The organism is Polaromonas sp. AER18D-145, from assembly GCF_002379095.1.
In the GTDB taxonomy this organism is placed as follows: Bacteria; Pseudomonadota; Gammaproteobacteria; order Burkholderiales; family Burkholderiaceae_C; genus Polaromonas.
Window position 1 is genome coordinate 39407 of the sequence record NZ_NBZV01000008.1, and the last position, 23270, is coordinate 62676.

Sequence of the window (23270 nt, forward strand, 5' to 3'; positions counted from 1 at the left end):
ATGGACAAGTTAATTGAACCAATGAGCGACAAAAGTTCTGAATCGACACCCTCTCACGCCGCGTGGGAAACGGAATACCGCGAGTCGATTCCGGCTGAGCGGCCACTCGAAAACGTGTCGGGAATTCCGGTCAAGCCGCTTTACACCCCTCAGGACTGGGCGCGGTACGGTAGCGATGATCCGCTGAGCTACCCTGGCCAGCCCGACTACACGCGTGGCATCTATGCCACGATGTATCGTGGGCGCACCTGGACTCAGCGCCAACTGGTCGGGCTCGGTACCCCGGCGGACTACAACGCGCGGCTACTAGGCCTGATGGAGGGCGGTGCGACGGCTGTTTCACTCATTCCCTGCAATTCGGTGTATCGCGGCTATGACATGAGCACGGTCGACAAGGAACTTCTCGGAACATGTGGCGTTGTGATCAACAACGTCGACCACATGCAACGAAGCCTCCAGGGGGTTGACGTCGGAGAAGTCTCGTGCGCATTGAATGACCCGTCGCCATTTACTCTTTTGGCCTTCATGCTAATTGCGGCGGAAAGGCGAGGTACCGACTGGCGATCAATCACTGGCACTTCCAACCAGAGTGACTACATCTCGCACTTTGTCGCGAATCACATGTTCTACCGGCTTTCGCTGAGTGGTTCGCGCCGCGTATTGCTCGATCACATTGCGTATTGCAAGCAGTATGTTCCCCGCTGGAATCCGATGTCGGTGGTCGGCCAGCATATGCAGCAGGCAGGCGCGACGCCGGCTGAGGCGATGGCCTTCACGCTGTGTACGGCTATTCAGAACGCCGAAGACTGCATCGCTCGTGGCATGGATCCCGATGATTTCTTGCCGCGATTCACGTTCTTCTTCGACATCTCGCTGAACCTGTTTGAGGAGGTTGCCAAGTTTCGTGCCGGGCGACGTATTTGGTCCCAGATTACTCGTGAGCGACTCGGCGCCAAGGATCCGCGGTCTTGCCGCTTCAAATTTCACGGGCAGACATCAGGGGTTGACCTGACACGGCAACAGCCGCTCAACAACATTGCCCGCGTCACCGTTCAGGCAATGGCCGGAATCTTTGGAGGTCTCCAGTCGCTGCATACGGATGCCTACGATGAGGCACTGGCGTGTCCCAGCGAATTTGGTGCGCGGATTGCCGTCGCGACCCAGAACATCCTTCGCGAGGAGTCGCACCTGACGGACGTGATTGATCCGCTTGGGGGATCGTTTTATGTAGAAGCGTTGACGGACCAAATGGAAGACAAGATCCGGTCCATCATCAAAATGATCGATGAAGCTGGTGGAATGTACAAGGCCGTCGAGTCTGGACAGGTCCAGCGAATGATCGGCGCGTCAGCCCTGCGGGCCCAGCGGCGCATTGAGTCGGGAGAGCAGATTGTCGTAGGTGTCAACGCGTTTAAAGTCGACGAGAACGCCAGTGCCAGACCCCTCATCGAACGTCCTGATCCGGTGATCATGCAGCGGCATTTGGACGATTTTGCGGTGTGGAAAAACGGGCGCTCCGCCACTGACGTTGACAAAGCGCTGGACCATATCTCCCGTGTTGTCGACGATTCTTCAGGCAATGTATTCGGTGCAGTCGTTGATGGCGCACGAGCAGGGCTGACGCATGAAGAAATCTGCGCACGCCTGCGCCGAGATCTTGGTTTTGGCCACCCATTGGCAGTCGTATGATGCTGTCGTCAGATACCAGCCGCCGATCCATGCTCGCCCATGTGCTGGCGGGTGATCGCCGGGTGATTGCCCGCATGTTGACATGCCTGGACGATGGCGTGCCGGGTAGCCAGGAGGCCGCTGAGCTCTTGTCCGCGCATGCTGGTCGTGCGCTCGTGGTCGGAGTCACAGGCGTTCCGGGCGGCGGCAAATCTACCCTTGTCAACGCCATGATGGGTATTTGGCTCGCCCGAAACCTGAGGGTGGCAGTGGTTGCTGTCGACCCATCGAGTCCGGTCAGCGGTGGCGCTGTGCTGGGCGACCGAATCCGGATGAGTGAATATGGTGCGCATCCGAACTGCTTCATACGCTCGCTTTCAGCCCGCGGTCAACTGGGCGGTCTGTCCGGCACGGCGCGTGCTGCGGTCGACTGCTTTGATGCGGCCGGGTTTGACCGAGTGATCGTGGAGACCGTTGGCGCCGGTCAGTCTGAAACTGCCATTACGTCACTGGCGGACACCCGCGTAGTGGTTTGTCCTCCGGGCTTGGGGGATGACGTGCAGGCCATCAAGGCGGGCATCCTCGAGATTGCAGATTTGCTCGCGGTCAGCAAGGGCGACCTGCCGCTGGCCGAAGAGACGGCCCGCGACATGCGAGAGATGCTGACGCTGCGCCGAGCGGTCAAGAACGGCGCATGGACACCCAGGGTGATGGTCGTGAGCGGAGCGCAGTCCAAGGGCGTTTCCGAGCTCGTTGCGGCGATCGAAGAACATGCGGCCGCAGCCGGTACCGGTCGTCGGCTCGCGGCAAATGCCAGCACCGCTGCGCAGATGTCGGACTCCTCCGATGGACCGATACCCGATGCCGGGCCTTGGTTGGCGCACCTGTCGTCTTTGGCACAACGCGATGGGCTTTGTGCAACGTTGGGAATTTCCGTGACCGAAGGCGGGCCAGGGCGCGCAGTGGTGCGCATGACCGTTGATGCCCGGCATATGAACTTCAACGGTGGTTGTCATGGCGGCGCGATTTTTTCCCTGGCCGACAGCGCATTCGGCCTGGCCTCCAATTCACACGGTGCATTGGCGATGGGCATCGACGCCCACGTTACGTTCCAGGTCGGGATAGGGGTTGGCGAGAACCTTGTTGCCCGGGCAACCGAGCTTATGCGCAGTCATCGAATCGGCATGTACAGAGTCGACGTTGCGCGAGTGGAGGCTGACGGGGAGGAGACTCCCGTGTCCAACTTTACCGGGACGGTCTACATCAGGCAGGAGCCCCAGGCAAAACGCCAGACCGGGTCCGTGACAAATGGTCTGGCGAACGGCGCGCCCGTTCCCGATGTTTATCGAACCGCCAAGGACTGAAGACGGCATGGTGGAGACGCTTGATAATGACTTTTGGACAAGAAACCTTCATGCAAACGACCTTCCCGCGCCTGCTGCTTAAACAAGCCGCTGAGCGCGCCAGCGCGCCCGCGATGCGTGAAAAAGAATATGGCATTTGGCAAGCCCACAGTTGGGCCGACATGGCGCAACTTGTGGAGCACATAGCCTGCGGCCTGCACCAGGCTGGCCTGCAGCGCGGCGAACACATGATCATCATTGGCGCCAACCGCCCGCGCCTGAACGCCACCATGCTGGCAGCGCAATCGCTGGGCGCGGTGCCCGTGCCGCTGTATCAGGACGCGGTGGCGGCCGAGTGCCTGTTCCCCATTACCAACGCCGAGGTGCGCTTTGCCCTGGTGGAGGACCAGGAACAGGTTGACAAGATGCTGGAGGTGCGCGAGCAGTGCCCCCAGTTCACGCACATCTGGTACGACGATCCGCGCGGTCTGCGCAATTACGTCGAGAACGGCCTGGGCTCGCTGGATGAACTGCTTGCGGCAGGCAAGGTGTTTGCGCAGCAGCACCCGGACTTTTTCCGCCAGGAGATGGAGAAAGTGCAGCCCGGCGATGTGGCTGCCATGTTCTTCACCTCGGGCACCACCGGCAACCCCAAGGGCGTGGTGCATACCCATGACACGCTAATCAACCGAGCTCAGGCCGGCGCCGAGTTCGACCACCTTCGCGATTCGGAAGAAGTGCTGGCCTATTTGCCGCCAGCTTGGATCGGCCAGAACATCTTCAGCTATGCGCAGTGGCTGGTTTGCGGCTATGTGGTCAATTGCCCGGAATCGTCCAGCACGGTCATGATCGATCTCAAGGAAGTGGGGCCTACCTACTACTTCGCGCCGCCGCGCGTGTTCGAGGGGCTGCTGACCAGCGTGATGATCCGCATGGAAGACGCTTCCCGCCCGAAGCGCCGTATGTTCGATTACTTCATGGATCTGGCGCGTCGCGTCGGCCCGGCGCGCATGAGCGGCCAATCCATCGGCCTGCTCAACACTGCTCTTTATGCCCTGGGCAACTTGCTGGTCTATGGCCCCTTGCGCAACAACCTTGGCATGAGTCGCGTGCGCGTGGCCTACACGGCCGGCGAGGCCATCGGCCCGGACCTGTTCAGCTTCTACCGCTCCATCGGCATCAACCTCAAGCAACTCTACGGTTCCACCGAGACCGCTGTGTTCGTCTGCCTGCAGCCTGACCATGAGGCGCGCGCCGACACGGTAGGCATTCCCTGCAAAGGCGTGGAGATCAAGGTGGCCGACAACGGCGAGATTCTCGTCAAGTCGCCCGGCCTGCTCAAGGAATACTACAAGAACCCCGCAGCCACGGCCGAGGTGCTGACCGCCGACGGCTGGTATCACACCAGCGACGCTGGCTTCATCGACGCGCACGGTCACCTCAAGATCATCGACCGCGTCAAAGACGTCGGCCGCATCAAGGGCGGCGCCTTTGATGCGGCCATGTTCGCGCCCAAGTACGTGGAGAATAAGCTCAAGTTCTTCCGGCATATCAAGGAGGCCGTCGCCTACGGCGACCAGCGCGAGAAGGTCTGCGTGATGATCAACATTGACTTCGACGCCGTGGGCAACTGGGCCGAGCGCCGCAACCTGCCTTACGCCGGCTACACCGATCTGGCGCAGAAGCCCGAGGTGTACCAGCTCATCCAGGACTGCGTGGAAAAGGTCAACGCCGACCTCAGCCGCGATGCGCTGCTGGCCGGCAGCCAGATCAGCCGCTTCCTGGTGCTGCACAAAGAACTCGATGCCGACGACGGCGAACTCACGCGCACCAACAAGGTACGGCGCGGCTTCATCGCCGAGAAATACAAGCCGCTGGTCGATGCACTCTATGGCGGCAAGATCGAGCAGTTCATCGAGACCGTGGTGAAGTTCGAGGACGGACGCTCCGGCAGCGTGAGCGCGACCCTGAAGATTTCCGATGCCAAGACCTTTGCCCCTGTGAAAGCAGCCGCCTGAGAAATGACGTAAGTATCATGAGAAAAAACATCGGTGATGTCATTCTTGACGTCAAGAATATCTCCCTCAGCTTCGGCGGCGTCAAGGCGCTGACCGACATTTCATTCAATGTGCGCGAGCACGAGGTGCGTGCCATCATCGGTCCCAACGGCGCCGGAAAAAGCTCCATGCTGAATTGCATCAACGGTGTCTACACACCGCAGCAAGGCTCCATCACCTTTCGCGGCAAAACCTTCAGCCACATGGACAGCCACCAGGTGGCCGTGATGGGCATCGGGCGCACCTTCCAGAACCTGGCGCTGTTCAAGGGCATGAGCGTGATTGACAACATCATGACCGGGCGCAATCTCAAGATCAAAAGTAATCTGCTGTGGCAGGCGCTGCGCATCGGACCGGCCCAGCGCGAAGAAGAAATGCACCGCGAAGCGGTTGAGCACATCATCGATTTTCTGGAAATTCAGGCCTACCGCAAGACCCCGGTCGGCCAGTTGCCCTACGGCCTGCAGAAGCGCGTCGACCTGGGCCGCGCCCTGGCCATGGAGCCACAGGTGCTGCTGCTGGACGAACCGATGGCTGGCATGAACGTGGAAGAAAAGCAGGACATGTGTCGTTTTGTGCTGGATGTGAACGAAGAGTTCGGCACCACCATCGTGCTGATTGAGCACGATATGGGGGTGGTGATGGACATTTCAGATCGTGTTGTGGTGCTCGACTACGGCAAGAAGATCGGCGACGGCACGCCGGATGAAGTACGCAACAACGACGAAGTGATCAGCGCCTATCTGGGTACCAACCATTGAGCGTCGGGAGACAAAAAAATGACATTCTTTCTCGAAACACTGACTGGCGGCCTGATGGCCGGCATGCTGTATTCCCTGGTGGCGCTCGGCTTCGTTCTGATCTTCAAGGCATCGGGCGTATTCAACTTTGCACAGGGGGCAATGGTGCTGTTTGCGGCGCTGGCCATGGCTCGCTTTGCCGAGTGGATTCCGAGGTGGACCGGCATCGAAAGCGCCGTGGTCGCCAACATCATCTCCTTCGTGATAGCCGGCGCCATCATGTTCGCGCTTGCCTGGCTGATCGAGCGGCTGGTGCTGCGCCATCTCGTCAACCAGGAGGGGGCGACGCTGCTCATGGCGACGCTGGGCATCGCCTACTTCATGGAAGGCCTGGGCCAGACCCTGTTTGGCGGTGACATCTACAAGATCGACATCGGCATGCCCAAGGAACCGGTCTTCGTGATGGAATCGGTGTTTCAGGGTGGCGTCCTGGTCAACAAGGAAGACTTGATCGCCGCCGCCATCGCGGCGGCGCTGGTGGTGGTGTTGAGCCTATTCTTCCAGAAGACGTCCACGGGCCGCGCGCTGCGTGCCGTGGCGGATGACCACCAGGCGGCGCAGTCAATCGGCATTCCGCTCAACCGCATCTGGGTGATCGTGTGGTGCGTGGCCGGCGTGGTGGCTTTGGTGGCCGGGATGATCTGGGGCTCCAAGCTGGGTGTGCAGTTTTCGCTGGCGACCGTGGCGTTGCGCGCGCTGCCGGTCGTGATGCTGGGCGGCCTGACCTCGGTGCCGGGAGCCATCATCGGCGGCCTGATCATTGGTGTGGGCGAAAAACTCTCCGAGGTGTACCTCGGCCCGTTCGTCGGCGGCGGCATCGAAATCTGGTTTGCCTATGTTCTGGCCCTCGTTTTCCTGCTGTTCCGGCCGCAAGGGCTGTTTGGCGAAAAAATTATTGACCGAGTTTGAAACATTGTGGAACAGACCGCAGCTACGCGAAGCGAGCCAACTCTGTCCCCAACTGACTGAGTAACCCCTATGTTTTACAGAGAAAACGGTCAATTCAAGACCAGCTACCGGGCCGACCAGCAGATATTCCCGATCTCCCAGGATCGCATCGCCGTCGCGCTGATGCTGGCCGTCGTCTTTGTGGCCGTGCCGATGTTCGCCAGCGACTACCTGTTCCGCGCCATCCTGATTCCCTTCCTGATCTTTTCACTGGCGGCGATCGGGGTGAACATTCTGGTGGGTTACTGTGGCCAGATTTCGCTGGGCTCGGGTGCCTTCATGGCCGTGGGTGCCTATGGCGCCTACAACTTCTTCGTGCGCATCCCCGGCATGCCGCTGATTCCGGCGCTGATTCTGGGCGGGCTCTGCGCCACGTTCTTCGGCATCCTGTTCGGTCTCCCGAGCCTGCGCGTGAAGGGGCTGTACCTGGCGGTGGCCACGCTGGCCGCGCAGTTCTTCAGCGACTGGATGTTCCTGCGCATCAGGTGGTTCACCAACGACTCGCCCTCGGGCTCGGTATCGGTGTCCAACCTGCAGGTGCTGGGCATGCCCATTGGCAGCGCGCTGAGCAAGTACCTCTTCTGCCTGGGCATCTTGGTCGTGGTGGCGCTGCTGGCCAAGAACCTGGTGCGCGGTGCCATCGGTCGCGAGTGGATGGCCATCCGCGACATGGACGTCGCCGCCGCCGTGATCGGCATTCGCCCGATGTACGCCAAGCTCAGCGCCTTTGCCGTCAGCTCCTTCATCATCGGGGTGGCCGGCGCCTTGTGGGCCTTCATCTACCTGGGTGCGTGGGAGCCGGCCGCGTTCTCGGTAGACCAGTCATTCCGGCTGCTGTTCATGGTGATCATTGGCGGCCTGGGTTCCATCATGGGCAGCTTCTTTGGTGCGGCGTTCATCGTGATACTGCCAATCGCCCTGAACCGGTTTTTACCGGTGCTGCTCGACACGTTTGGCATCGAAATTTCCACCGTCGGCATTTCACACGCGGAGCTGATGATTTTTGGCGGCCTGATTGTGTGGTTCCTGATTGTGGAACCACACGGCCTGGCCAAGCTCTGGTCCACGGGCAAACAGAAATTGCGGCTGTGGCCATTTCCGCATTGAGCCGCATCAAGGTTTGAGTTTTTTTCGGGTGGTTTGTATTTATTATTTTTAAGGAGACAACAATGAAAGTTCGTCAATTGATTCTGGCAGCGGCCGTGGTGGCTGCTGGCGCGTCGGGCGTATCGACCAGTGCATTTGCTCAGGCCAAGGAGCAGTTCTTCCCCGTGCTGGTTTACCGCACGGGCGCGTACTCGGCCAACGGCACTCCGTGGGCAAATGGCTACGTTGATTACCTCAAGCTAGTCAACAAGCAAGGAGGCATCAACAGCGTCAAGCTCTCGTTTGAAGAGTGCGAGACTGGCTATGACACGGCCCGTGGTGTGGAATGCTACGAGCGGCTCAAGGGCAAGAACGGGGGCGCAACGGTGTTCCAGCCGCTGTCGACGGGAGTCACCTTCGCGCTGACTGAAAAGGCGCCTGAGGACAAGATTCCTCTTATTACCGCTGGGTACGGTCGCAGCGAAAGTGCAGACGGTGGTGTATTCAAGTGGAATTTCCCACTCACTGGTGTGCATTGGGCCTCTGCGGACCTTCAAATCCAATACATCGCCAAGAAGGAAGGCGGCTTCGACAAACTGAAGGGAAAGAAACTAACGTTGGTTTACCACGATAGCCCCTATGGAAAGGAAGCAATTCCGGTATTGCAGGAGCGCGCCAGGATGCACGGCTTTGATCTTGCAACGATTCCGGTCACCCATCCGGGTGTAGAGCAAAAGTCGGCATGGCTGCAAGTGCGCCGAAGCCCCCCCGACTACGTCTTGTTGTGGGGCTGGGGCGTCATGAATCCCACCGCACTCAAAGAGGCACGGGCCACCGGCTTTCCGACCAGCAAAATCATCGGGCAATGGGCTTCAGGCGGGGACCCTGATGTAAAAGATGTGGGCGATGCCGCGATTGGTTACAGCGCTGTGGTGCTGCAACCCACCGGGGCCGCGCCTGAGGCGAAAGTGGTGAAGGACATCTTGGCTCAATTGCACGCCAAGGGTGAAGGGACGGGCGCGAAGGAAGAAGTCGGTCAGGTACTCTACATGCGGGGTCTCGTGTCCGCCATGTTGGGCATCGAAGGTGTTCGTCGCGCGCAGGAGCGCTTCGGCAAAGGCAAGTGGATGACCGGTGAACAGGTGCGCTGGGGCCTGGAGAACCTCGCACTCGACCAGAAGAAGCTCGACGCAATGGGCTTTTCGGGTGTGATGCGACCCTTGTCCACGTCGTGCGTCGACCACATGGGGTCTTCGTGGGCACGTGCTCACTCATGGAACGGCACAAAGTGGACGGCCTCTTCCGACTGGATGGAAGCGGACGATCAGATTCTTAAACCGATGATCAAGGCGACTGCTGACAAGTACGCTGCCGAGAAGAAACTGACTCGTCGTTCGGGCGCAGACTGCCAGTCCTGATTCGACCTGTCATTCCGGGCTTTTTAAATGTCATTGCGGACTTGATCCGCAATGACAGGACAGCCGCCAGCATTGCGCGCAGTGCTGCAGATTGGTAAAAGAAAGAATCCATGGACTCCAAAAACATCCTTCTCAACGTCAACGGCATCGAGGTCATCTACAACCACGTGATCCTCGTACTGAAGGGCGTGTCGCTGCAGGTGCCTGAGGGCCGCATCGTTGCCCTGATGGGTGGCAACGGGGCGGGCAAAACGACCACGCTGCGCGCGGTGAGCAACCTGCTGGCCGGCGAACGCGGCGCGGTGACCAAGGGCCGCATCGAGTTGCGCGGCGAACGCATTGAACGCTTGAACGCGTCCGACATGGTCGAGCGTGGCGTGATCCAGGTGATGGAAGGCCGCCGCTGCTTCGCCCACCTGACCATCGAGGACAATCTGATGACCGGTGCCTACACTCGCCGCGACGGACGCGCCGCAGTGGCGGCGACACTAGAGAAGGTCTACGCCTACTTTCCTCGCCTGAAAATGCGCCGCACCTCGCAGGCCGCCTACACCTCGGGCGGCGAGCAGCAGATGTGCGCCATCGGTCGCGCGCTGATGGCGAACCCTAAGATGATGCTGCTCGACGAGCCGTCGATGGGCTTGGCGCCGCAAATCGTCGAAGAGGTGTTCGAGATCGTCAAGGACTTGAATGCCAAGGAGCGCGTGACCTTTCTGCTCGCCGAGCAGAACACCAACATGGCGTTGCGCTACTCGGACTACGGCTACATCCTGGAGAACGGGCGCATCGTGATGGACGGCGAAGCCGTTTCGCTGCGGGAGAACGAGGACGTCAAGGAATTTTACCTTGGCGTGGGCAGCGGCGACCGCAAGAGCTTCAGGGATGTGAAGAGCTACAAGCGCAGGAAACGCTGGTTGGCGTGAGCGAGATGGCGCAGAAGACATTGATTCCGGCGACCGAATGCGAGACGTCACATAGTCGGTGCGATATTAGCGACATGACAACCTGGGAACCCTGACGGATGACGCGTAAAGCAGTGCGAGACATGAAACGATTAGTCCGACGAGGCGTTATGCCATACGCGCCCTCCGATGATCAAGAGCGATCCCGAGAAGCTGCGCTCGCGTTGTTGACGCGTAGCATCAAATTTGGTCACCGCCGGTTGGCAGTCATCCGGTTGGCAAAGGCTGTCGAGGTCAAGGCGTCTGTGACTAAAGAACAATGGGAATACTGCGAGAGGGTGGCAGCGGAATCGTCCGATATCGCAGTGCGCTGCTTGATGATCTCTTCGGTCAATCGTATCCAGGTAAGCTTCCAATCCAGCGCATTGCCTCTCAGCCAATTACCCAACATGGAAGCGACGGAAAAATTGGAAATTGACTGACCAAGAAAGCAAGATTAACCGGAGATACCCGAGACTGCGGCCCCGCAGTCTCGGGAGACGGAACGCATGCGCGTAAGGCTGCCGACGAGGCCAGGCCCTGCGCTCTCATGGCTGATCGACCTTGAAGTAGTCCGGCTTGCCAGCAGGCCAGAACTCGCCCCACAGCAGCATCCCGCCTTCGACGTTGAGCACCTCGCCGGTGATGAACTTGCCCGAGGGAGCGGCGAGGTAGACCACCGCCTCGGCGATGTCCTGCACGTCGCCGGCCCGCTTCATCGGGTTGCACTGGTAGAAAGTGGCGACGTTTTCCTCGCGGTAGTTGTTGAAACCGTTGCTCTCGATGGCGCCGGCGCCAATGCAGTTCAGGCGGATGCCGTGCTCTGCCCACTCGATGGCCAGCGTGCGCGACAGCGCGATGACGCCCGCGCGCGAGGCGGTGGTGTGCGCCATGCCGGTGAGGCCGCGGTCGATGGCTGCGGTGATGTTGACGATGTTGCCGGGTCGGCCCTGTTCCACCCAGCGTTTGGCCGCTCCCTGCATCATGTACCAACTGCCGTTGAGGTTGGTGTCGATCACCGCGTTCCAGCCCTTGACGCTGAAGTCCATCGCATGGGCGGCAAACTGGCCGCCGGCGTTGTTGACCAGCACGTCGACGCCGCCGAAGCGTTCCCACACGGCGCTGAGCATGGCGTCCACCTGCTCGGGCTCGCGGATGGTCATCGGGTAGGTCAATACCTCGCGGCCCGATAGCGCGCGTAGTTTTTCGGCGCAGTCATCGAGCTTGTCGGCCTTGCGCCCGCAAATCGCGAGCGTGGCACCCAGCCGGGCAAACAGAAAGGCGATCGCCTTGCCGATGCCGCTGCCGGCGCCCGACACCAGTACCACCTTGCCGGCGAACAGGTCATCGCGGTAGACCGTCGGGAGCGCGGCCAGGGCTTCGTCGCCCGGGCCGAACTTGGGGTGTTGCGTCTCAGCCGAGTTCATGCGCTCACCTTGAAGTAATCGGGTTTGGCGATGGTCCAGACTTCGCCCCAGAGCACGCCGCCGCCGTCCACCGTGAGCAGCTCGCCGGTGATGAACTTGCCGCTGGGTGCGCTGAGGTAGACCGCGGCCTCGGCCACGTCCTGCACGTCACCGACATGCTTCATCGGGTTGGCACCTGCGAAGGCTTTCACCGCCTCGGGGGAATACTGACGGAAGCCGGTGCTGGCGATCGCCCCCGGCGCGATGCAATTGACGCGGATGCCATGCTGCGCCCACTCCACGGCAACGGTTTTGGACAGGTGGGTCACGGCGGCGCGCGCCGCGCAGGTGTGCGCCACGCCCGGCATGCCGCGCTGGAAGGTGGCGACGATGTTGACGATGTTGCCCTGCGTGCCGGTATCGCGCCAGCGGCGCGCCAGTGTCTGCATCATGTACCAGGTGCCGTTCAGGTTGGTGTCTATCACCGCCTTCCAGCCCTTGACGCTGTAGTCCAGCGCCCGCTGCGGGAATTGCCCGCCGGCGTTGTTGACGAGCACGTCTATGCGTCCGAAGTGCAGCCACGCCACGTCGATCAACTGTTCCACCTGCTCGGGCTCGCGGATCGTCATGGGTTGCACCAGCACGTCAGAGCTGCCGAGCCGGCGCAGCCATTCGGCGCAGGTCTCTAGCTTGGCTGGGTCGCGCCCGCAGATGACCAGCTTGGCGCCTAGGCGCGCGTACAGGAAGGCGATGGCCTTGCCGATGCCGCTGCCGGCGCCGCTGACAATCACCACCTGCCCATCGAAGAGTCCGGGCTGGTAGACGGTGGGTCGGGTTGCGAGGGCTTCGTCGTCGAAGCCGAAGGTAGTGTCTTCTGTCATGTTGTCCCTTCAGAATCGGAAAATTCCGTAATGCGGGTCGGCGATCGGGGCGTGGGCGGCGGCTGAGAGCGCCATGCCCAGTGCGTTGCGGGTGTCAGTGGGCGCCAGCAGACCGTCGTCCCACAAGCGCGAGGTGGCAAAGTAGGCGTTGGATTCGCGCTCGGCCTTTTCGTACACGCGCTGGCGCAATTGCGCCATTTCGGCCTCGTTGGGCGTGTGGCCGTTGCGGCGCAGTTGGGCGATTTTCACATCGACCAGGGTGTTGGCCGCCTGGTCCGGGCCCATCACGCCCATGTGCACGTTCGGCCAGGCCCAGATCATGCGCGGGTCCCAGGCCCGGCCGCACATGCCGTAGTAGCCCGCACCGAATGCCGCGCTGGTGATCACGGTGAACTTGGGCACCTCGCTGCCGGCCTGTGCCATCAGCATCTTGGCGCCGTCCTTGGTGATGCCTTCCATTTCGTAGTTGCGGCCTATCATGTAGCCGGTGGTGTTTTGCAGGAACACGAGCGGCGTGCGGTTCTGGTTGCACAGCGAGATGAAATGCGCCGCTTTCTTGGAACTGTCGCTGAACAACACGCCGTTGTTGGCCAGGATGCCCACGCGATAGCCCCAGATGTAGGCGTAGCCGCAGACCAGCGTCGTGCCGTAGGCGGGCTGGTATTCGTGGAAGCGGCTGCCGTCGACCATACGGGCAATCAGTTCGCGCTGGTCAAACTGCACCCGGTGGTCGGGCGAGACGATGCCCAGCATCTCGTCGGGGTCGTAGTAGGGCGGCTCGGCATCGCGCTCGGGCAGATAGCTCTTCGTCGCTGGCTTGAACTGCGCGACGATCTCGCGGCAAATCGCGATGGCGTGGGCTTCGTTGTCGGCTGGGTAATCGACCGTGCCGGATACCTGGGTGTGTAAATCACAGCCTCCGATCTCGTCGGCGGTGTGCTCCTCGCCGGTGGCGGCCTTGACGAGCGGTGGCCCGCCGAGGAACACGCCGCCGGCGCCACGCACGATGATGCTGTAATCGCACAGCGCCGGGATGTAGGCACCGCCGGCGGTGCAGTGGCCGAACACCATCGCGACCTGCGGCACGCCGGCCTTGGACAGCAGGCATTGGTTGCGGAACACCCGGCCACCTTCGATGTACACGCCTGACAGTTCTTCAAGGAAGGCGCCGCCGCTGTCGCACAGATGCAGGACCGGCAACTGGTTCTCCAGCGCGATGTCCAGCAGGCGTGCCAGCTTGCGCGGTGTCAATGTGTACCAGACACCGCCTTTGACGCTGGAATCGTCGGCGTGGATCAGCACCTCGCGGCCACTGACCACGCCGAGACCGGTGACCACGTTGGCACCCGGTACCTCGCCGTTGTAGTCCTCGCAAGCAGCCAGCGCCGAGAACTCAAGAAAGGGCGTACCGGGATCGAGTAGCAAGTCCAGCCGTTCACGCACTAGCAGTTTTCCCTGCGCGCGCACGCGCTTGATCTCATGCGGCGGACGTTGGTGGCGCGTGATTTCCATGCGCTCGCGAAAATTCGCGACGATAGCGCTCATGGCTTGATGGTTTCGCCGGAACGCTTCGGATGCGGTGTCGATGCGGGAGTCGATGCGTTTCATCAATCAGTTCTCAGAGGTCTTGCAGCGTCACGAGGGTGGACTTGAGAGCGAAGGTGTTGCCGATGGCAAAGTGCACCGCCTTGACCCGGGCATCGCGCGGTGCCGTCAGCGTGGTTTCCAGCTTCATGCTTTCGATCACGATGAGCGGTTGACCAACGTGCACGGCATCACCGACGGCCACATGAACCGCGATCACCGTGCCGGGCATCGGTGCCTGCAGCAAGTCGGAAGCGGCACCGGCCCGGTCGCCGCCGGAGGCTGCGCTGAGATCGATCACCTCGACCTCGAGGGCGCCGGTGGCCGCGCTATGCACGAATCGGCTGTCGCCCCGTGTGGCGATCCAGACGGCTTGCGAGCGCTGATCCACGGCTACCCGCCAACGGCCATCAGTCAGCGCCTTTCCCTGCATCTCGAATTTGCGTTCGCCATGGCTGACGTGGAACACGCCATTCGCTCCACGTGTTACCACGAGGTCATGGACCTGGCCATTGATGACATAGCGGCGGCGCATCGTCAATTCCTCCAGGGTCCCATGGCGGCGTGCATCGCGGGAATGGCGTGCACGGCGCGCAACAGTTCGCGGTCGGCGAGCACCGCCGATGCCAGTACCAGGTCGATGTCATCGGGTGTGAGAGACTCGCGCAGCTCGTCGGCACAGCGTGCCAGCATGCCGGTGTCGGCCTGGCCAGCACGGAACTCGGCATGGCGCAGTACCCGCGTGAGGTAGCGTGCGTTGGTGGTCAGACCCAACAGCACCGATTGCTCAAGCGCCAGGATGGAGCGTTCGATAGCCTGTGCACGCGTGTTGCCATGGCAAATAATTTTGGCGATCATGGGGTCAAATGCAGTGCTCACCGCCTGACCTTCGCGCACGCCGGCATCAACCCGCACGCCGGGACCGGATGGCGGCCGCCAGCACAGGATGTCACCGGTGGCGGGGCGGAAATCATGCTCGGCATCTTCGGCGTAAAGCCTGCATTCGATGGCGTGACCAAGCCGCACGATGTCCGCCTGGGCGTAGCCGAGCGGCTCACCCTGGGCAACGCGCACCTGTTCGCGAACGAGGTCAAAGCCCGTGACCATTTCGGTGACCGGGTGTTCGACCTGCAGACGCGTGTTCATCTCAAGAAAGTAAAACTCGCCACCGGCGCCGTAGATGAACTCCACGGTGCCTGCGCCGCGATAGTTGGCGGCGCGGGCAATGCCGGCCGCGGCTTCGCAGATATCGTGGCGCTGCGCCGGTGAAAGGGCCGGGGAGGGGGTTTCTTCAATGATTTTCTGGAAGCGCCGCTGCACTGAACATTCACGCTCCCAGAAATGCACCAACTGGCCATGCGCGTCGCCCATCACCTGCACCTCGATGTGTCGCGGGCGCTCCACATAGCGTTCGACAAACAGCCGACCGTCGCCAAAATAGCGCTCACCTTCGCGCCGTGCGGTCTCGATCTCGCGATCCAAAACGGACAGGTCACGCACGATGCGCATGCCCTTGCCGCCACCGCCGGCTGAAGGCTTGATCAGCAGCGGCGCGCCGAGCGCCCTGGCGCGCTCGACGAAGCTGGCCGGGTCATCGTCCTCGATGGCGCTCGGCGCTACCGGAAAGCCGCGTTTGGCGACGAAGTTGCGCGCGCGCACCTTGTCGCCCATCAGTTCGATGGTGTCCGAACGCGGGCCAATGAAGACGATGCCAGCAGCGTCTAGCGCACGCGCAAACGCAGCGTTTTCAGACAGGAAGCCGTAACCGGGATGCACCGCCTGTGCCCCGCTGTGCCGACACGCTTCGACCAGCTGCGCGATATCGAGGTAGGCAGCCACGGGTGTCGAGCCGTGCAATTCGACCGACTCGTCAGCCTCCAGCACGGCCGGGCTATCGGCGTCCACCGCGTGGTAGGCCACCACGGTGGCGAGCCCCATGCCCTTGAGTGTGCGCAGGATCCGCAGCGCGATCTCGCCACGGTTGGCGATCAGAACTTTTTGAAACACGGGCGGGACCCAGCTGTACGGCGGGTGACGGTCAATGCATGCAACGGCGTCTGGTGTCAATCGAGCACGGGGATGGGGTCGGACACGCGCTCGAAGCGGGAGTTTTTGGCGTCCGAACGCAACACGAGCACGCTGCTCGGCGAGTGCCGGTCATTGGGGCCAAAACTGATTGGAGAAGCCAGCCCATCGGTGCTGAAGTTCTTGGTTGTTTCCAGCTTCTCGACGACACAGGCGCGGGTCAGCGCCTTGCCACAGCGGCGGATCGCGTCTTCCATCAGCAGCGCACCGACGTAGGCTGTGATCGAATAGCGGTTGAGCATCTTCTGCTCGTCGGCTGACAGATACTTCTGTGCCAACCCCATGAACTTGGCCATGCCTGGCACCGACAGGTCGGTCAGAGGCGGGACATAGTCGGCGACGAAGTAGCCGTCGCCCGCGGCGCCGGCGAGCGCCTGAACAGGGGTCAGGTGGGCCGAGTGCACCGCAAGGATGGTCAGCGGCATCTGGTTTTTGGCGGCTTCCTTCATCAGCATCGAATGCTCGGCCACCACGCCGCCCGACGCGAGAAAGGTCGCACCCACCTGCTTCAGACTCAGCATCTCGGCCGAGAAGTCCTTGGTGCCACGCTTGAAGGAGATCTCGGACACGCTGTTGAGCCCCAGCTCCTTGATCGCCTTCTGGTAGCCGCAACGCACGTCGCTGCCAAACTCGTCATCCTGATAGACCAGTGCAAACTTCTCCTTTTGCAGCTTCTTGCTCGCCACCATGTACTTCATGGCGGAGCTCAACTCCTGACAATAGGTTGGCCCCACCACGAATACCGTTTTGTTCGGTGGCGTGAAGTGCGCCGCTGCCACGGCCATGGCGTTGATGGTTGGCAAGCGCTGCTCGTTGATGTAGGGCAGCATGGCTTGCAGCATGGCTGAACCCGAGGTGCCGATCAGGCCGAAGATGCCTTCCACGTCGACCAGTCGCTTGACGCCCTGCACGGCACGCTGGGGCACATAGCCGTCGTCGTCCTGGCGAATTTCCAACTTGCGGCCGTTGATGCCACCGCGGGCGTTGACATCCTGCTCCCATACCCGCAAGGCAAGCATGTGGGCCTTGCCCAGCAGGCTAGGGGGGCCGCTGACGGGCGTCACCGAGCCGAGGACGATTTTGGTGTCGGTCACGCCGGGGTCGGCAGCGGCGGCGGTCGTGGCCGTCAGACCGATGACCATGCTGAGCAGACTGGTGGCGGCATATCGAAAGTATTTGCGTGTCATGAAAAGGCACTCCTGGTTGAGAAATGGGGGTGGGGCTAGTGGCGCGTCGTCAGGATCACTTGGCGCTCAGAAATTCAGAGGCTCGCTCGAATTTCCCGGCGCTGGCATTCGCCTTCAGCAAAATGGGGCGGGTGCCCGACTGTCGAACATTGGGCCCGAAGGTCAAGGGGGCCATGATGCCGTCGCTAGTGAAATTCTTGGTCTGTTCGAGCTTTTCGACCACGCAGGCACGCGTGAGGTTTTTGGCACAGGCGTTGAGCGCTGATTCGAGCAACTGGACACCCACATAGGCGGTCAATGAATACCGGTTCATGCCCTTGACCTCATTGGCTGAAAAGTATTTGTAGGTCAGTGCTGTGAGTTTGCCGATGCCCTGGGTTTCAGTGTCGGTCACTGGAGGCACATACTCGGCGACGTACATGCCGTCCGCTGCCGGGCCGGCCAGGGCCAGCACCGCAGGCAGATGCGAAGGGTGAGCGGCCAGGCGCACGACTTGCATCTGGTTCTTCGCGATCTCTTTGAGCATTGCGGCGGTTTCGGTGATGATGCCGCCGGTCAGCACAAAGGTGGCGCCGGCGCGCTGCACGCTCAACACCTCGGCGGAAAAATCCTTCGCCCCGCGTTTGTAGGCAACTTCGATGCTGCTTTTCAAACCGAGCTCTTTCAGGGCCTGGTCGTAGCCACACTTGACATCGACGCCATAATCATCCTCCTGAAATATCAGGCCGAACTTGGAGCCCTGCAGCTTCTGGGATGTCACCAGATGCTTCATGCTGGCAGAGACCTCCTGGCAGTAAGTTGCACCGATATTGAACAGCGTCTTGTGCGGTGGGTTGAAGTGGGCGCTGTTGACCGCGATGTGGTTGATCGCGGGGATCTTCTGCTCGTCGATGATGGGCAGCATGGCCAGCAACTGCGATGAGCCGGAGACTCCGATCAAGCCAAAGATATGATCAACATCAATCAGCTTTTTGAGGCCCTGGACGGCGCGCTGCGGCACATAGCCGTCGTCCTCGATGCGAATGTCGACCTTGCGTCCGCCGATGCCGCCGCGCGCATTGACGTCTTGTTCCCAGACTTTCAAGGTCGTGGCAATTGCCTTGCCGATGATGCTGGGCGGGCCGCTGAGCGGCATCACGGCACCGAGCACGAGTTTGTCGTTCGTGACCCCGGGGTCTGCCGCCTGTGCGCTGCCGAAGGTCAGTGTGGCGAGTGCGCTGAGGCAAAGGCGCTGGGTCAGCTTCTGTAGTGTTCGCATCTCAGGTCTCCTGTGGAATAAGCAGCGCGTGTGCTGCGGGGTCAGAAACGGAAGGGCCAGTGGGTCCAGTAATGCTTGATGTCGCGCCATCGCCCCATGAGGCCATCGGGCTCAAAACGCAGGAACAACACAATCGCGAGCCCATAAATGACGCCTTTGATCTCATAGGCGGCAGTGGAGCCCGACCCGCCGAAGCTGGCGCCGATCATGCCGAATACGAAGCCCAGGCTCTCATTGAGCAGGACGATGAAAGCCGTGCCGAGCAAGGCTCCGGCCACCGAACCCAGGCCACCCACGATGAGCATGGAGAGCGCCTCGATCGATATCAGCAGGCTGAAGCTGTCCACGTTCAGGTAGCGTGTGTAGTAGGCCAGCAAGCCCCCGGCGATGCCGGTGTAGAAGGCGCTGACCATGAACGCCAGCAACTTGTAGCGCACCAGGTTGACGCCCATGGCCTTGGCGGCGATGTCGTGCTCCCGAATCGCCAGGAACGCCCGGCCAATGCGGCTGCGCAGGATGTTCAGGGTGATGAAGGTGAACACCACCACAAAGGACAGCACCACGTAATAGTAGCCACGCTCGGCCCCCAGCGCCTGGCCGAACAGGGAGGGCTGCGGCACCGTCAGGCCCTCCGAGCCGCCGGTGAGACTGCCGCCGTTGAGGATCAGGTGGTTGATGATCACGGCGAACGCCATCGTCGTGATGGCCAGGTACAGCCCCTTGAGGCGCAGCGACGGTATGCCCACGATGATCCCGGCGACGGCAGCGCTCACGCCGCCGGCGAAGATGGCCGCCAGCATCGGCCAGCCAAGTTTGCCGGCCACGATACCGGCCGTGTAGGCGCCGACCGCCAGAAAGCCCGAGTGCCCGAGCGAGATCAGCCCGGTGGTCCCGGTCAGCAGGTTCAAGCCCAATACCCCCACCGCTGTGATCAGCAGAAGCAGAATGACGGAGACATAGTACTTGGACAGCAGCAGTGGCGCGGCCGCCAGCAGCGCCACCAGCAGACACGACCAGACGATGACAGGGACCGAGTCGGTCAGTGCCAGCAGTTGACGATAGTTTTGTTTGAAATTTCCGCTATGCATCAGACACGCTCGATATCAGGTTTGCCGAACAGGCCATAGGGTCTGACCATAAGAACGACGAGGATCAAAACAAAACCGGCGATCTCCTTCATGCCACGGCCGATATAGCCTTCCGACAGATTCTCGACCACCCCGATCAGGATGCCGCCGAGTGCGGCGCCGAACACCGAGTCCAGTCCGCCCAAAATGACCGCGGGAAAGCTGCGCAGACCTGTCGTCCACATGCCGGGATTGACATCGTAGATAACGCCGATCAACACGCCGGCAATGGCGGCGAGACCGGCCGACAGGGCCCAGGACAAGGCGAAGATGCGCTTGACATTGATACCCATCAGCAGGGCTGCAGTTTGGACGTTGGCGGTGGCACGCATGGCGATACCGACCCGTGAATAGCGAAAGAAGGTCCACAGGCCGAGCAGTACGGCCGCCATCAGCCCAACGGCATACAGCTGCGCCGGATACAGGCCCGCCGGACCGATCCTGATGACCTCCGTTGGCAGGCCGGCATTGAGCGGCATGGGGTCGGCGCCCCAGATCAGCACCACCACCGAGCGCAGGATCACGGCGAGGCCAATGGTCACCATCACCGTGGAAAACACCGGCTGACCGAGCATCGGACGGATCAGCAAGACCTCGATCAGCAGGCCGATCAGCACCGAGGCGACGGTCGTCAGCAGCAGCATCGGCCAGAAGCCAAATTGGAAGGTGCCGGCCAGGGTGAAGGCGATGTAGGACACCAGCATCATCAGCTCGCCCTGGGCGAAGTTCACCACGCCGGTGGCGCGGTAGATCATGGCAAAGCCCATGCCGATGAAGCCGTAGACCAGGCCGACGGCGATGCCGGAAATGACCAGTTGCAGAAAATAGTCCATCAGCCCGCCCCTCCACCGTAGATGATCGCGATCTCTTTCGCGAAGGTTTTTTCGATGACGTTGCGGCGCACCTTCTGGGTGGCGGTGAGTTCGCCGTCGTCGTGGTCGAGTTCCTTCTCCAGAATCAGGAACTTGCGGATGTTTTCGACCCGGGCAAACAGCTTGTTCACGCGCTTGACGTCCTCGTCAATCAGTTCGCGCACCTCGGGCAGCAAGGCCAGGCTCTTGTAGGTGGTGTATGCCAGCTTGCGCTCCTGTGCCCACTTGCCCACCGTGTCAAAGTCGATCTGGAGCAATGCAGACAGGTAGTGACGCCCGTCGCCCAGAACGATGGCTTCGCGCACATACAGGCTGTCCTTGAGCGCGTTTTCGATCTCGGACGGTGCGATGTTCTTGCCGCCACTGGTGATGATGATGGCTTTCTTGCGGTCGACGATCATCAGCTCGCCGTTGTCAGCCAGCGCCACGATGTCGCCCGTGTGCAGCCAGCCGTCGATCACGGTTTTGGCGGTGGCGCTCTCGTCGTGGAGATAGCCCTTGAACACGGCGGGGTGCTTGACGATGAGCTCGCCGTCGTCGGCGATCTTCCAGTTCAGGCCGTCGATGGGCAGGCCTGTGGCGCCCAGTTTGACAGCTTTTTCATGCTGGAAGAAGATCACGCCGCCGGACTCGGTCATGCCGTAGACCTGGTACACCGGAATGCCTAGAATACGGAAGAACTTCAGTACCTCGGGCGAGACGCTGGCGCCGCCACAGAAGCCGCACTGCATGCGGTCCAGGCCGATGAATTTCTGCAGATTGCGAAACATCAGCAACCACAGCACGAAGAAGTGCAGGCGATCCGACAGGCTGCGCTGGCCCCCTTGCGCCTCGACCTTTTCGAACAGACGACGCCCGGCATCGAGGCAATGCTTGAAAGCCCAGCGCTGAAAGCGCGAGGCGTCCTGCATGCGGATCAAAATGCCTTGCTGCAGCTTTTCCCAGATGCGCGGCACACCCAAAAACACCGTGGGTGCGATCTCGCGCAGATTGACGGCCACCGTGTCGATCGATTCGGCGTAGTTGACCACACCGCCGGTGAGCAGGTGCAAGACCGTCGAGAAGGCACGCTCGGCCACGTGGCACAACGGCAGGTAGCAGACCACCTCGTAGTTTTGGCGGTCCAGTTTGAAATGGGTTTTGAGCTTGTCAACGGTGACGATCAGGTTGCGGTGCGAGAGCATCGCCCCCTTAGGGGGGCCGGTAGTGCCCGAGGTATAGACCAGCATGCAGGTGTCGTCGGGCTGGGTGTCCTCGATGGCGCGATCAAAGGTGCCCGCGTGCTGGGCCGATGCCGCAGCGTATTGGTCGCCAAGCTCGAGCACGTCGTCGAACGACATCAGCTGGTCGTGCTTGTAGCCGCGCATCCCCTTCATGTCGGCGCAGATGATCTTCACCAGGTCGGGCAGGCCGGTGGCGTGCTTGTCCATGGCGTCGAGCACCTTGTCGACCTGCTCCTGGTCGCCGCAGACCACGAACTTGCTGTTCGAGTGGTGCACGATGTATTGCAGCTCCGGCCACGGGTTGGTGGGGTAGATGCCGACCACAATGCCACCGATGGCCTGCGTCGCCAGATCGGAGAACATCCAGTGGGGGCTGTCCTCGCTGGCAATGGCCAGGCGGTCCCCCTTTTCGAATCCGAGGGCCTTCAGGCCGTGAGCGAAGCGGCGAGCGGTCTCCAGATAGTGCTGCCAGCTCATGCGGTTCCAGATGCCGTAGTCCTTCTCGCGAAACGCGAGCGCATCCGGAAAGCTCTGAGCCCAATGCTTGAGCAGCTTGGGCAGGGTGGTGTTGCCGTCGCGCAGCGAGGCGCCCAGGTTGTCGATCACGCGGCCTCCTTGGTTTTGCTGCCCAGGTAGGCGTCGATCACGGCCGGGTTGGCCGATATCTCGGCCGGCGTGCCCTCGCCGATCTTGCGGCCGAAGTTGAGCACGCAGACGCGGTCGGAGATGTCCATCACGATGCCCATGTCATGCTCGACCATGAGGACCGAAATGCCGAGTTCGTCGCGGATGTCAAGCACGAAGCGGGCAATGTCTTCGGTCTCCTCGTTGTTCATGCCTGATACCATTTCGTCCAGCAGCAGCAACTTGGGCTCGGTGGCCAGTGCGCGCCCCAGCTCGACCCGCTTTTGCAGGCCATAGGACAGGGTGCCCACCGGCATGTCGCGAATTTCCTCGATTTCGAGAAAGTCGATGATCTCTTCCACCTTGCGACGGTGTTCGAGCTCTTCGCGCCGCGCCCGTCCGAAGAACCACGAGGCATCCAGCACGTTGGTGGCCATGTGGCAGTGGCGGCCGACCAGCAGGTTGTCCACCACGCTGGCATGTTTGAACACCGCCAGGTTCTGGAAGGTCCGACCGATGCCGATGGCGGCCAGGCGGTGCGCCGGCATGCCGGTGATGTCGCGGCCATCGAAATGCACGGTGCCGCTGCTGGGCTTGACGACGCCGCTGATCATGTTGAAGGTGGTCGTCTTGCCGGCCCCGTTGGGGCCGATCAGGGAATAGATTTCACCGCGCCGGACGTGAAAACTGACACCGGCAACGGCTTCGACGCCGCCGAAGCGCTTGGACAGGGTTTCGACCCTTAACAATGTGTCGTTCATG

General features: G+C 61.4%; 20 protein-coding genes. 9 read left to right on the forward strand and 11 right to left on the reverse strand.

What is annotated here, in order from left to right:
* The 9 genes from B7G52_RS06410 to B7G52_RS06450 all read left to right on the forward strand — a co-directional run bounded on the left by B7G52_RS06410 (nt 1) and on the right by B7G52_RS06450 (nt 10704).
* Nucleotides 1-1689, forward strand: a complete 1689-nt coding sequence (locus tag B7G52_RS06410; protein ID WP_300562967.1) for a methylmalonyl-CoA mutase — start codon at nt 1-3, stop codon at nt 1687-1689.
* A gap of 29 nt (nt 1690-1718) precedes the next feature.
* Nucleotides 1719-3032, forward strand: coding sequence for a methylmalonyl Co-A mutase-associated GTPase MeaB (gene meaB, locus B7G52_RS06415; protein WP_170954693.1), 1314 nt, complete (start codon nt 1719-1721; stop codon nt 3030-3032).
* Between the two features lie 50 nt (nt 3033-3082).
* Nucleotides 3083-5029 (forward strand): long-chain fatty acid--CoA ligase, encoded by a 1947-nt coding sequence (locus tag B7G52_RS06420; protein WP_096696867.1) that lies wholly within the window; start codon nt 3083-3085, stop codon nt 5027-5029.
* Nucleotides 5030-5043: 14 nt separating this feature from the next.
* On the forward strand, nt 5044-5829 hold the full coding sequence (locus tag B7G52_RS06425) for an ABC transporter ATP-binding protein (RefSeq protein WP_170954696.1): 786 nt from the start codon (nt 5044-5046) through the stop codon (nt 5827-5829).
* A gap of 18 nt (nt 5830-5847) precedes the next feature.
* A complete protein-coding gene (locus B7G52_RS06430) occupies nt 5848-6777 on the forward strand; it encodes a branched-chain amino acid ABC transporter permease (RefSeq protein ID WP_096696808.1) in 930 nt (309 codons plus the stop codon).
* Between the two features lie 69 nt (nt 6778-6846).
* Complete coding sequence (locus tag B7G52_RS06435; protein ID WP_096696809.1) at nt 6847-7923, forward strand: branched-chain amino acid ABC transporter permease; 1077 nt, start codon at nt 6847-6849, stop codon at nt 7921-7923.
* Nucleotides 7924-7985: 62 nt separating this feature from the next.
* Nucleotides 7986-9320: an ABC transporter substrate-binding protein gene (locus B7G52_RS06440; protein ID WP_096696810.1), complete on the forward strand. Its 1335-nt coding sequence runs from the start codon at nt 7986-7988 to the stop codon at nt 9318-9320.
* A gap of 110 nt (nt 9321-9430) precedes the next feature.
* Nucleotides 9431-10243, forward strand: coding sequence for an ABC transporter ATP-binding protein (locus B7G52_RS06445; RefSeq protein ID WP_096666997.1), 813 nt, complete (start codon nt 9431-9433; stop codon nt 10241-10243).
* Nucleotides 10244-10365: 122 nt separating this feature from the next.
* On the forward strand, nt 10366-10704 hold the full coding sequence (locus B7G52_RS06450) for a hypothetical protein (RefSeq protein WP_141396314.1): 339 nt from the start codon (nt 10366-10368) through the stop codon (nt 10702-10704).
* A 105-nt stretch (nt 10705-10809) separates the two neighbouring features.
* On the opposite strand, the gene B7G52_RS06455 is transcribed toward B7G52_RS06450, so the two are convergent.
* From B7G52_RS06455 to B7G52_RS06505, 11 genes are read right to left on the reverse strand one after another with little or no spacing between them, the layout of a single operon-like run.
* Nucleotides 10810-11688 (reverse strand): SDR family oxidoreductase, encoded by an 879-nt coding sequence (locus tag B7G52_RS06455; protein WP_096666993.1) that lies wholly within the window; start codon nt 11686-11688, stop codon nt 10810-10812.
* Entirely contained in the window at nt 11685-12548 is an 864-nt protein-coding gene (locus B7G52_RS06460; RefSeq protein WP_096696811.1) for an SDR family oxidoreductase, read from the reverse strand. The genes B7G52_RS06455 and B7G52_RS06460 overlap by 4 nt, the downstream gene beginning before the upstream one ends.
* Before the next feature lie 9 nt (nt 12549-12557).
* Nucleotides 12558-14156: a carboxyl transferase domain-containing protein gene (locus B7G52_RS06465; RefSeq protein ID WP_096696812.1), complete on the reverse strand. Its 1599-nt coding sequence runs from the start codon at nt 14154-14156 to the stop codon at nt 12558-12560.
* Nucleotides 14157-14166: 10 nt separating this feature from the next.
* Nucleotides 14167-14667, reverse strand: coding sequence for an acetyl-CoA carboxylase biotin carboxyl carrier protein subunit (locus tag B7G52_RS06470; protein ID WP_205853031.1), 501 nt, complete (start codon nt 14665-14667; stop codon nt 14167-14169).
* Between the two features lie 2 nt (nt 14668-14669).
* On the reverse strand, nt 14670-16139 hold the full coding sequence (locus tag B7G52_RS06475) for an acetyl/propionyl/methylcrotonyl-CoA carboxylase subunit alpha (protein WP_096666987.1): 1470 nt from the start codon (nt 16137-16139) through the stop codon (nt 14670-14672).
* Nucleotides 16140-16195: 56 nt separating this feature from the next.
* Complete coding sequence (locus B7G52_RS06480) at nt 16196-17404, reverse strand: ABC transporter substrate-binding protein (RefSeq protein WP_096666985.1); 1209 nt, start codon at nt 17402-17404, stop codon at nt 16196-16198.
* A 55-nt stretch (nt 17405-17459) separates the two neighbouring features.
* Complete coding sequence (locus B7G52_RS06485; RefSeq protein ID WP_096666983.1) at nt 17460-18662, reverse strand: ABC transporter substrate-binding protein; 1203 nt, start codon at nt 18660-18662, stop codon at nt 17460-17462.
* Between the two features lie 41 nt (nt 18663-18703).
* Nucleotides 18704-19750, reverse strand: coding sequence for a branched-chain amino acid ABC transporter permease (locus B7G52_RS06490; RefSeq protein ID WP_096696813.1), 1047 nt, complete (start codon nt 19748-19750; stop codon nt 18704-18706).
* Entirely contained in the window at nt 19750-20622 is an 873-nt protein-coding gene (locus tag B7G52_RS06495) for a branched-chain amino acid ABC transporter permease (protein ID WP_096696814.1), read from the reverse strand. The genes B7G52_RS06490 and B7G52_RS06495 overlap by 1 nt, the downstream gene beginning before the upstream one ends.
* The gene (locus B7G52_RS06500) at nt 20622-22490 is read right to left on the reverse strand and encodes a long-chain fatty acid--CoA ligase (RefSeq protein ID WP_096666977.1); all 1869 of its coding nucleotides are present in this window, start codon (nt 22488-22490) and stop codon (nt 20622-20624) included. Before B7G52_RS06500 ends, B7G52_RS06495 begins: the two co-directional genes overlap by 1 nt.
* A complete protein-coding gene (locus B7G52_RS06505; protein WP_096666975.1) occupies nt 22487-23269 on the reverse strand; it encodes an ABC transporter ATP-binding protein in 783 nt (260 codons plus the stop codon). The genes B7G52_RS06500 and B7G52_RS06505 overlap by 4 nt, the downstream gene beginning before the upstream one ends.
* Nucleotide 23270: the final 1 nt, after the last annotated feature.

What these genes read in the sequence shown, in the direction of transcription:
- B7G52_RS06485 (WP_096666983.1), bottom strand. Translation starts at nt 18,662, where the DNA reads ATGCGAACACTACAGAAGCTGACCCAGCGCCTTTGCCTCAGCGCACTC.
- B7G52_RS06410 (WP_300562967.1), top strand. Translation starts at nt 1, where the DNA reads ATGGACAAGTTAATTGAACCAATGAGCGACAAAAGTTCTGAATCGACA.
- B7G52_RS06465 (WP_096696812.1), bottom strand. Translation starts at nt 14,156, where the DNA reads ATGAAACGCATCGACTCCCGCATCGACACCGCATCCGAAGCGTTCCGG.
- B7G52_RS06420 (WP_096696867.1), top strand. Translation starts at nt 3,083, where the DNA reads ATGCAAACGACCTTCCCGCGCCTGCTGCTTAAACAAGCCGCTGAGCGC.
- B7G52_RS06480 (WP_096666985.1), bottom strand. Translation starts at nt 17,404, where the DNA reads ATGACACGCAAATACTTTCGATATGCCGCCACCAGTCTGCTCAGCATG.
- B7G52_RS06435 (WP_096696809.1), top strand. Translation starts at nt 6,847, where the DNA reads ATGTTTTACAGAGAAAACGGTCAATTCAAGACCAGCTACCGGGCCGAC.
- B7G52_RS06470 (WP_205853031.1), bottom strand. Translation starts at nt 14,667, where the DNA reads ATGCGCCGCCGCTATGTCATCAATGGCCAGGTCCATGACCTCGTGGTA.
- meaB (WP_170954693.1), top strand. Translation starts at nt 1,719, where the DNA reads ATGCTCGCCCATGTGCTGGCGGGTGATCGCCGGGTGATTGCCCGCATG.
- B7G52_RS06495 (WP_096696814.1), bottom strand. Translation starts at nt 20,622, where the DNA reads ATGGACTATTTTCTGCAACTGGTCATTTCCGGCATCGCCGTCGGCCTG.
- B7G52_RS06490 (WP_096696813.1), bottom strand. Translation starts at nt 19,750, where the DNA reads ATGCATAGCGGAAATTTCAAACAAAACTATCGTCAACTGCTGGCACTG.
- B7G52_RS06505 (WP_096666975.1), bottom strand. Translation starts at nt 23,269, where the DNA reads ATGAACGACACATTGTTAAGGGTCGAAACCCTGTCCAAGCGCTTCGGC.
- B7G52_RS06455 (WP_096666993.1), bottom strand. Translation starts at nt 11,688, where the DNA reads ATGAACTCGGCTGAGACGCAACACCCCAAGTTCGGCCCGGGCGACGAA.
- B7G52_RS06430 (WP_096696808.1), top strand. Translation starts at nt 5,848, where the DNA reads ATGACATTCTTTCTCGAAACACTGACTGGCGGCCTGATGGCCGGCATG.
- B7G52_RS06440 (WP_096696810.1), top strand. Translation starts at nt 7,986, where the DNA reads ATGAAAGTTCGTCAATTGATTCTGGCAGCGGCCGTGGTGGCTGCTGGC.
- B7G52_RS06460 (WP_096696811.1), bottom strand. Translation starts at nt 12,548, where the DNA reads ATGACAGAAGACACTACCTTCGGCTTCGACGACGAAGCCCTCGCAACC.
- B7G52_RS06450 (WP_141396314.1), top strand. Translation starts at nt 10,366, where the DNA reads ATGAAACGATTAGTCCGACGAGGCGTTATGCCATACGCGCCCTCCGAT.
- B7G52_RS06445 (WP_096666997.1), top strand. Translation starts at nt 9,431, where the DNA reads ATGGACTCCAAAAACATCCTTCTCAACGTCAACGGCATCGAGGTCATC.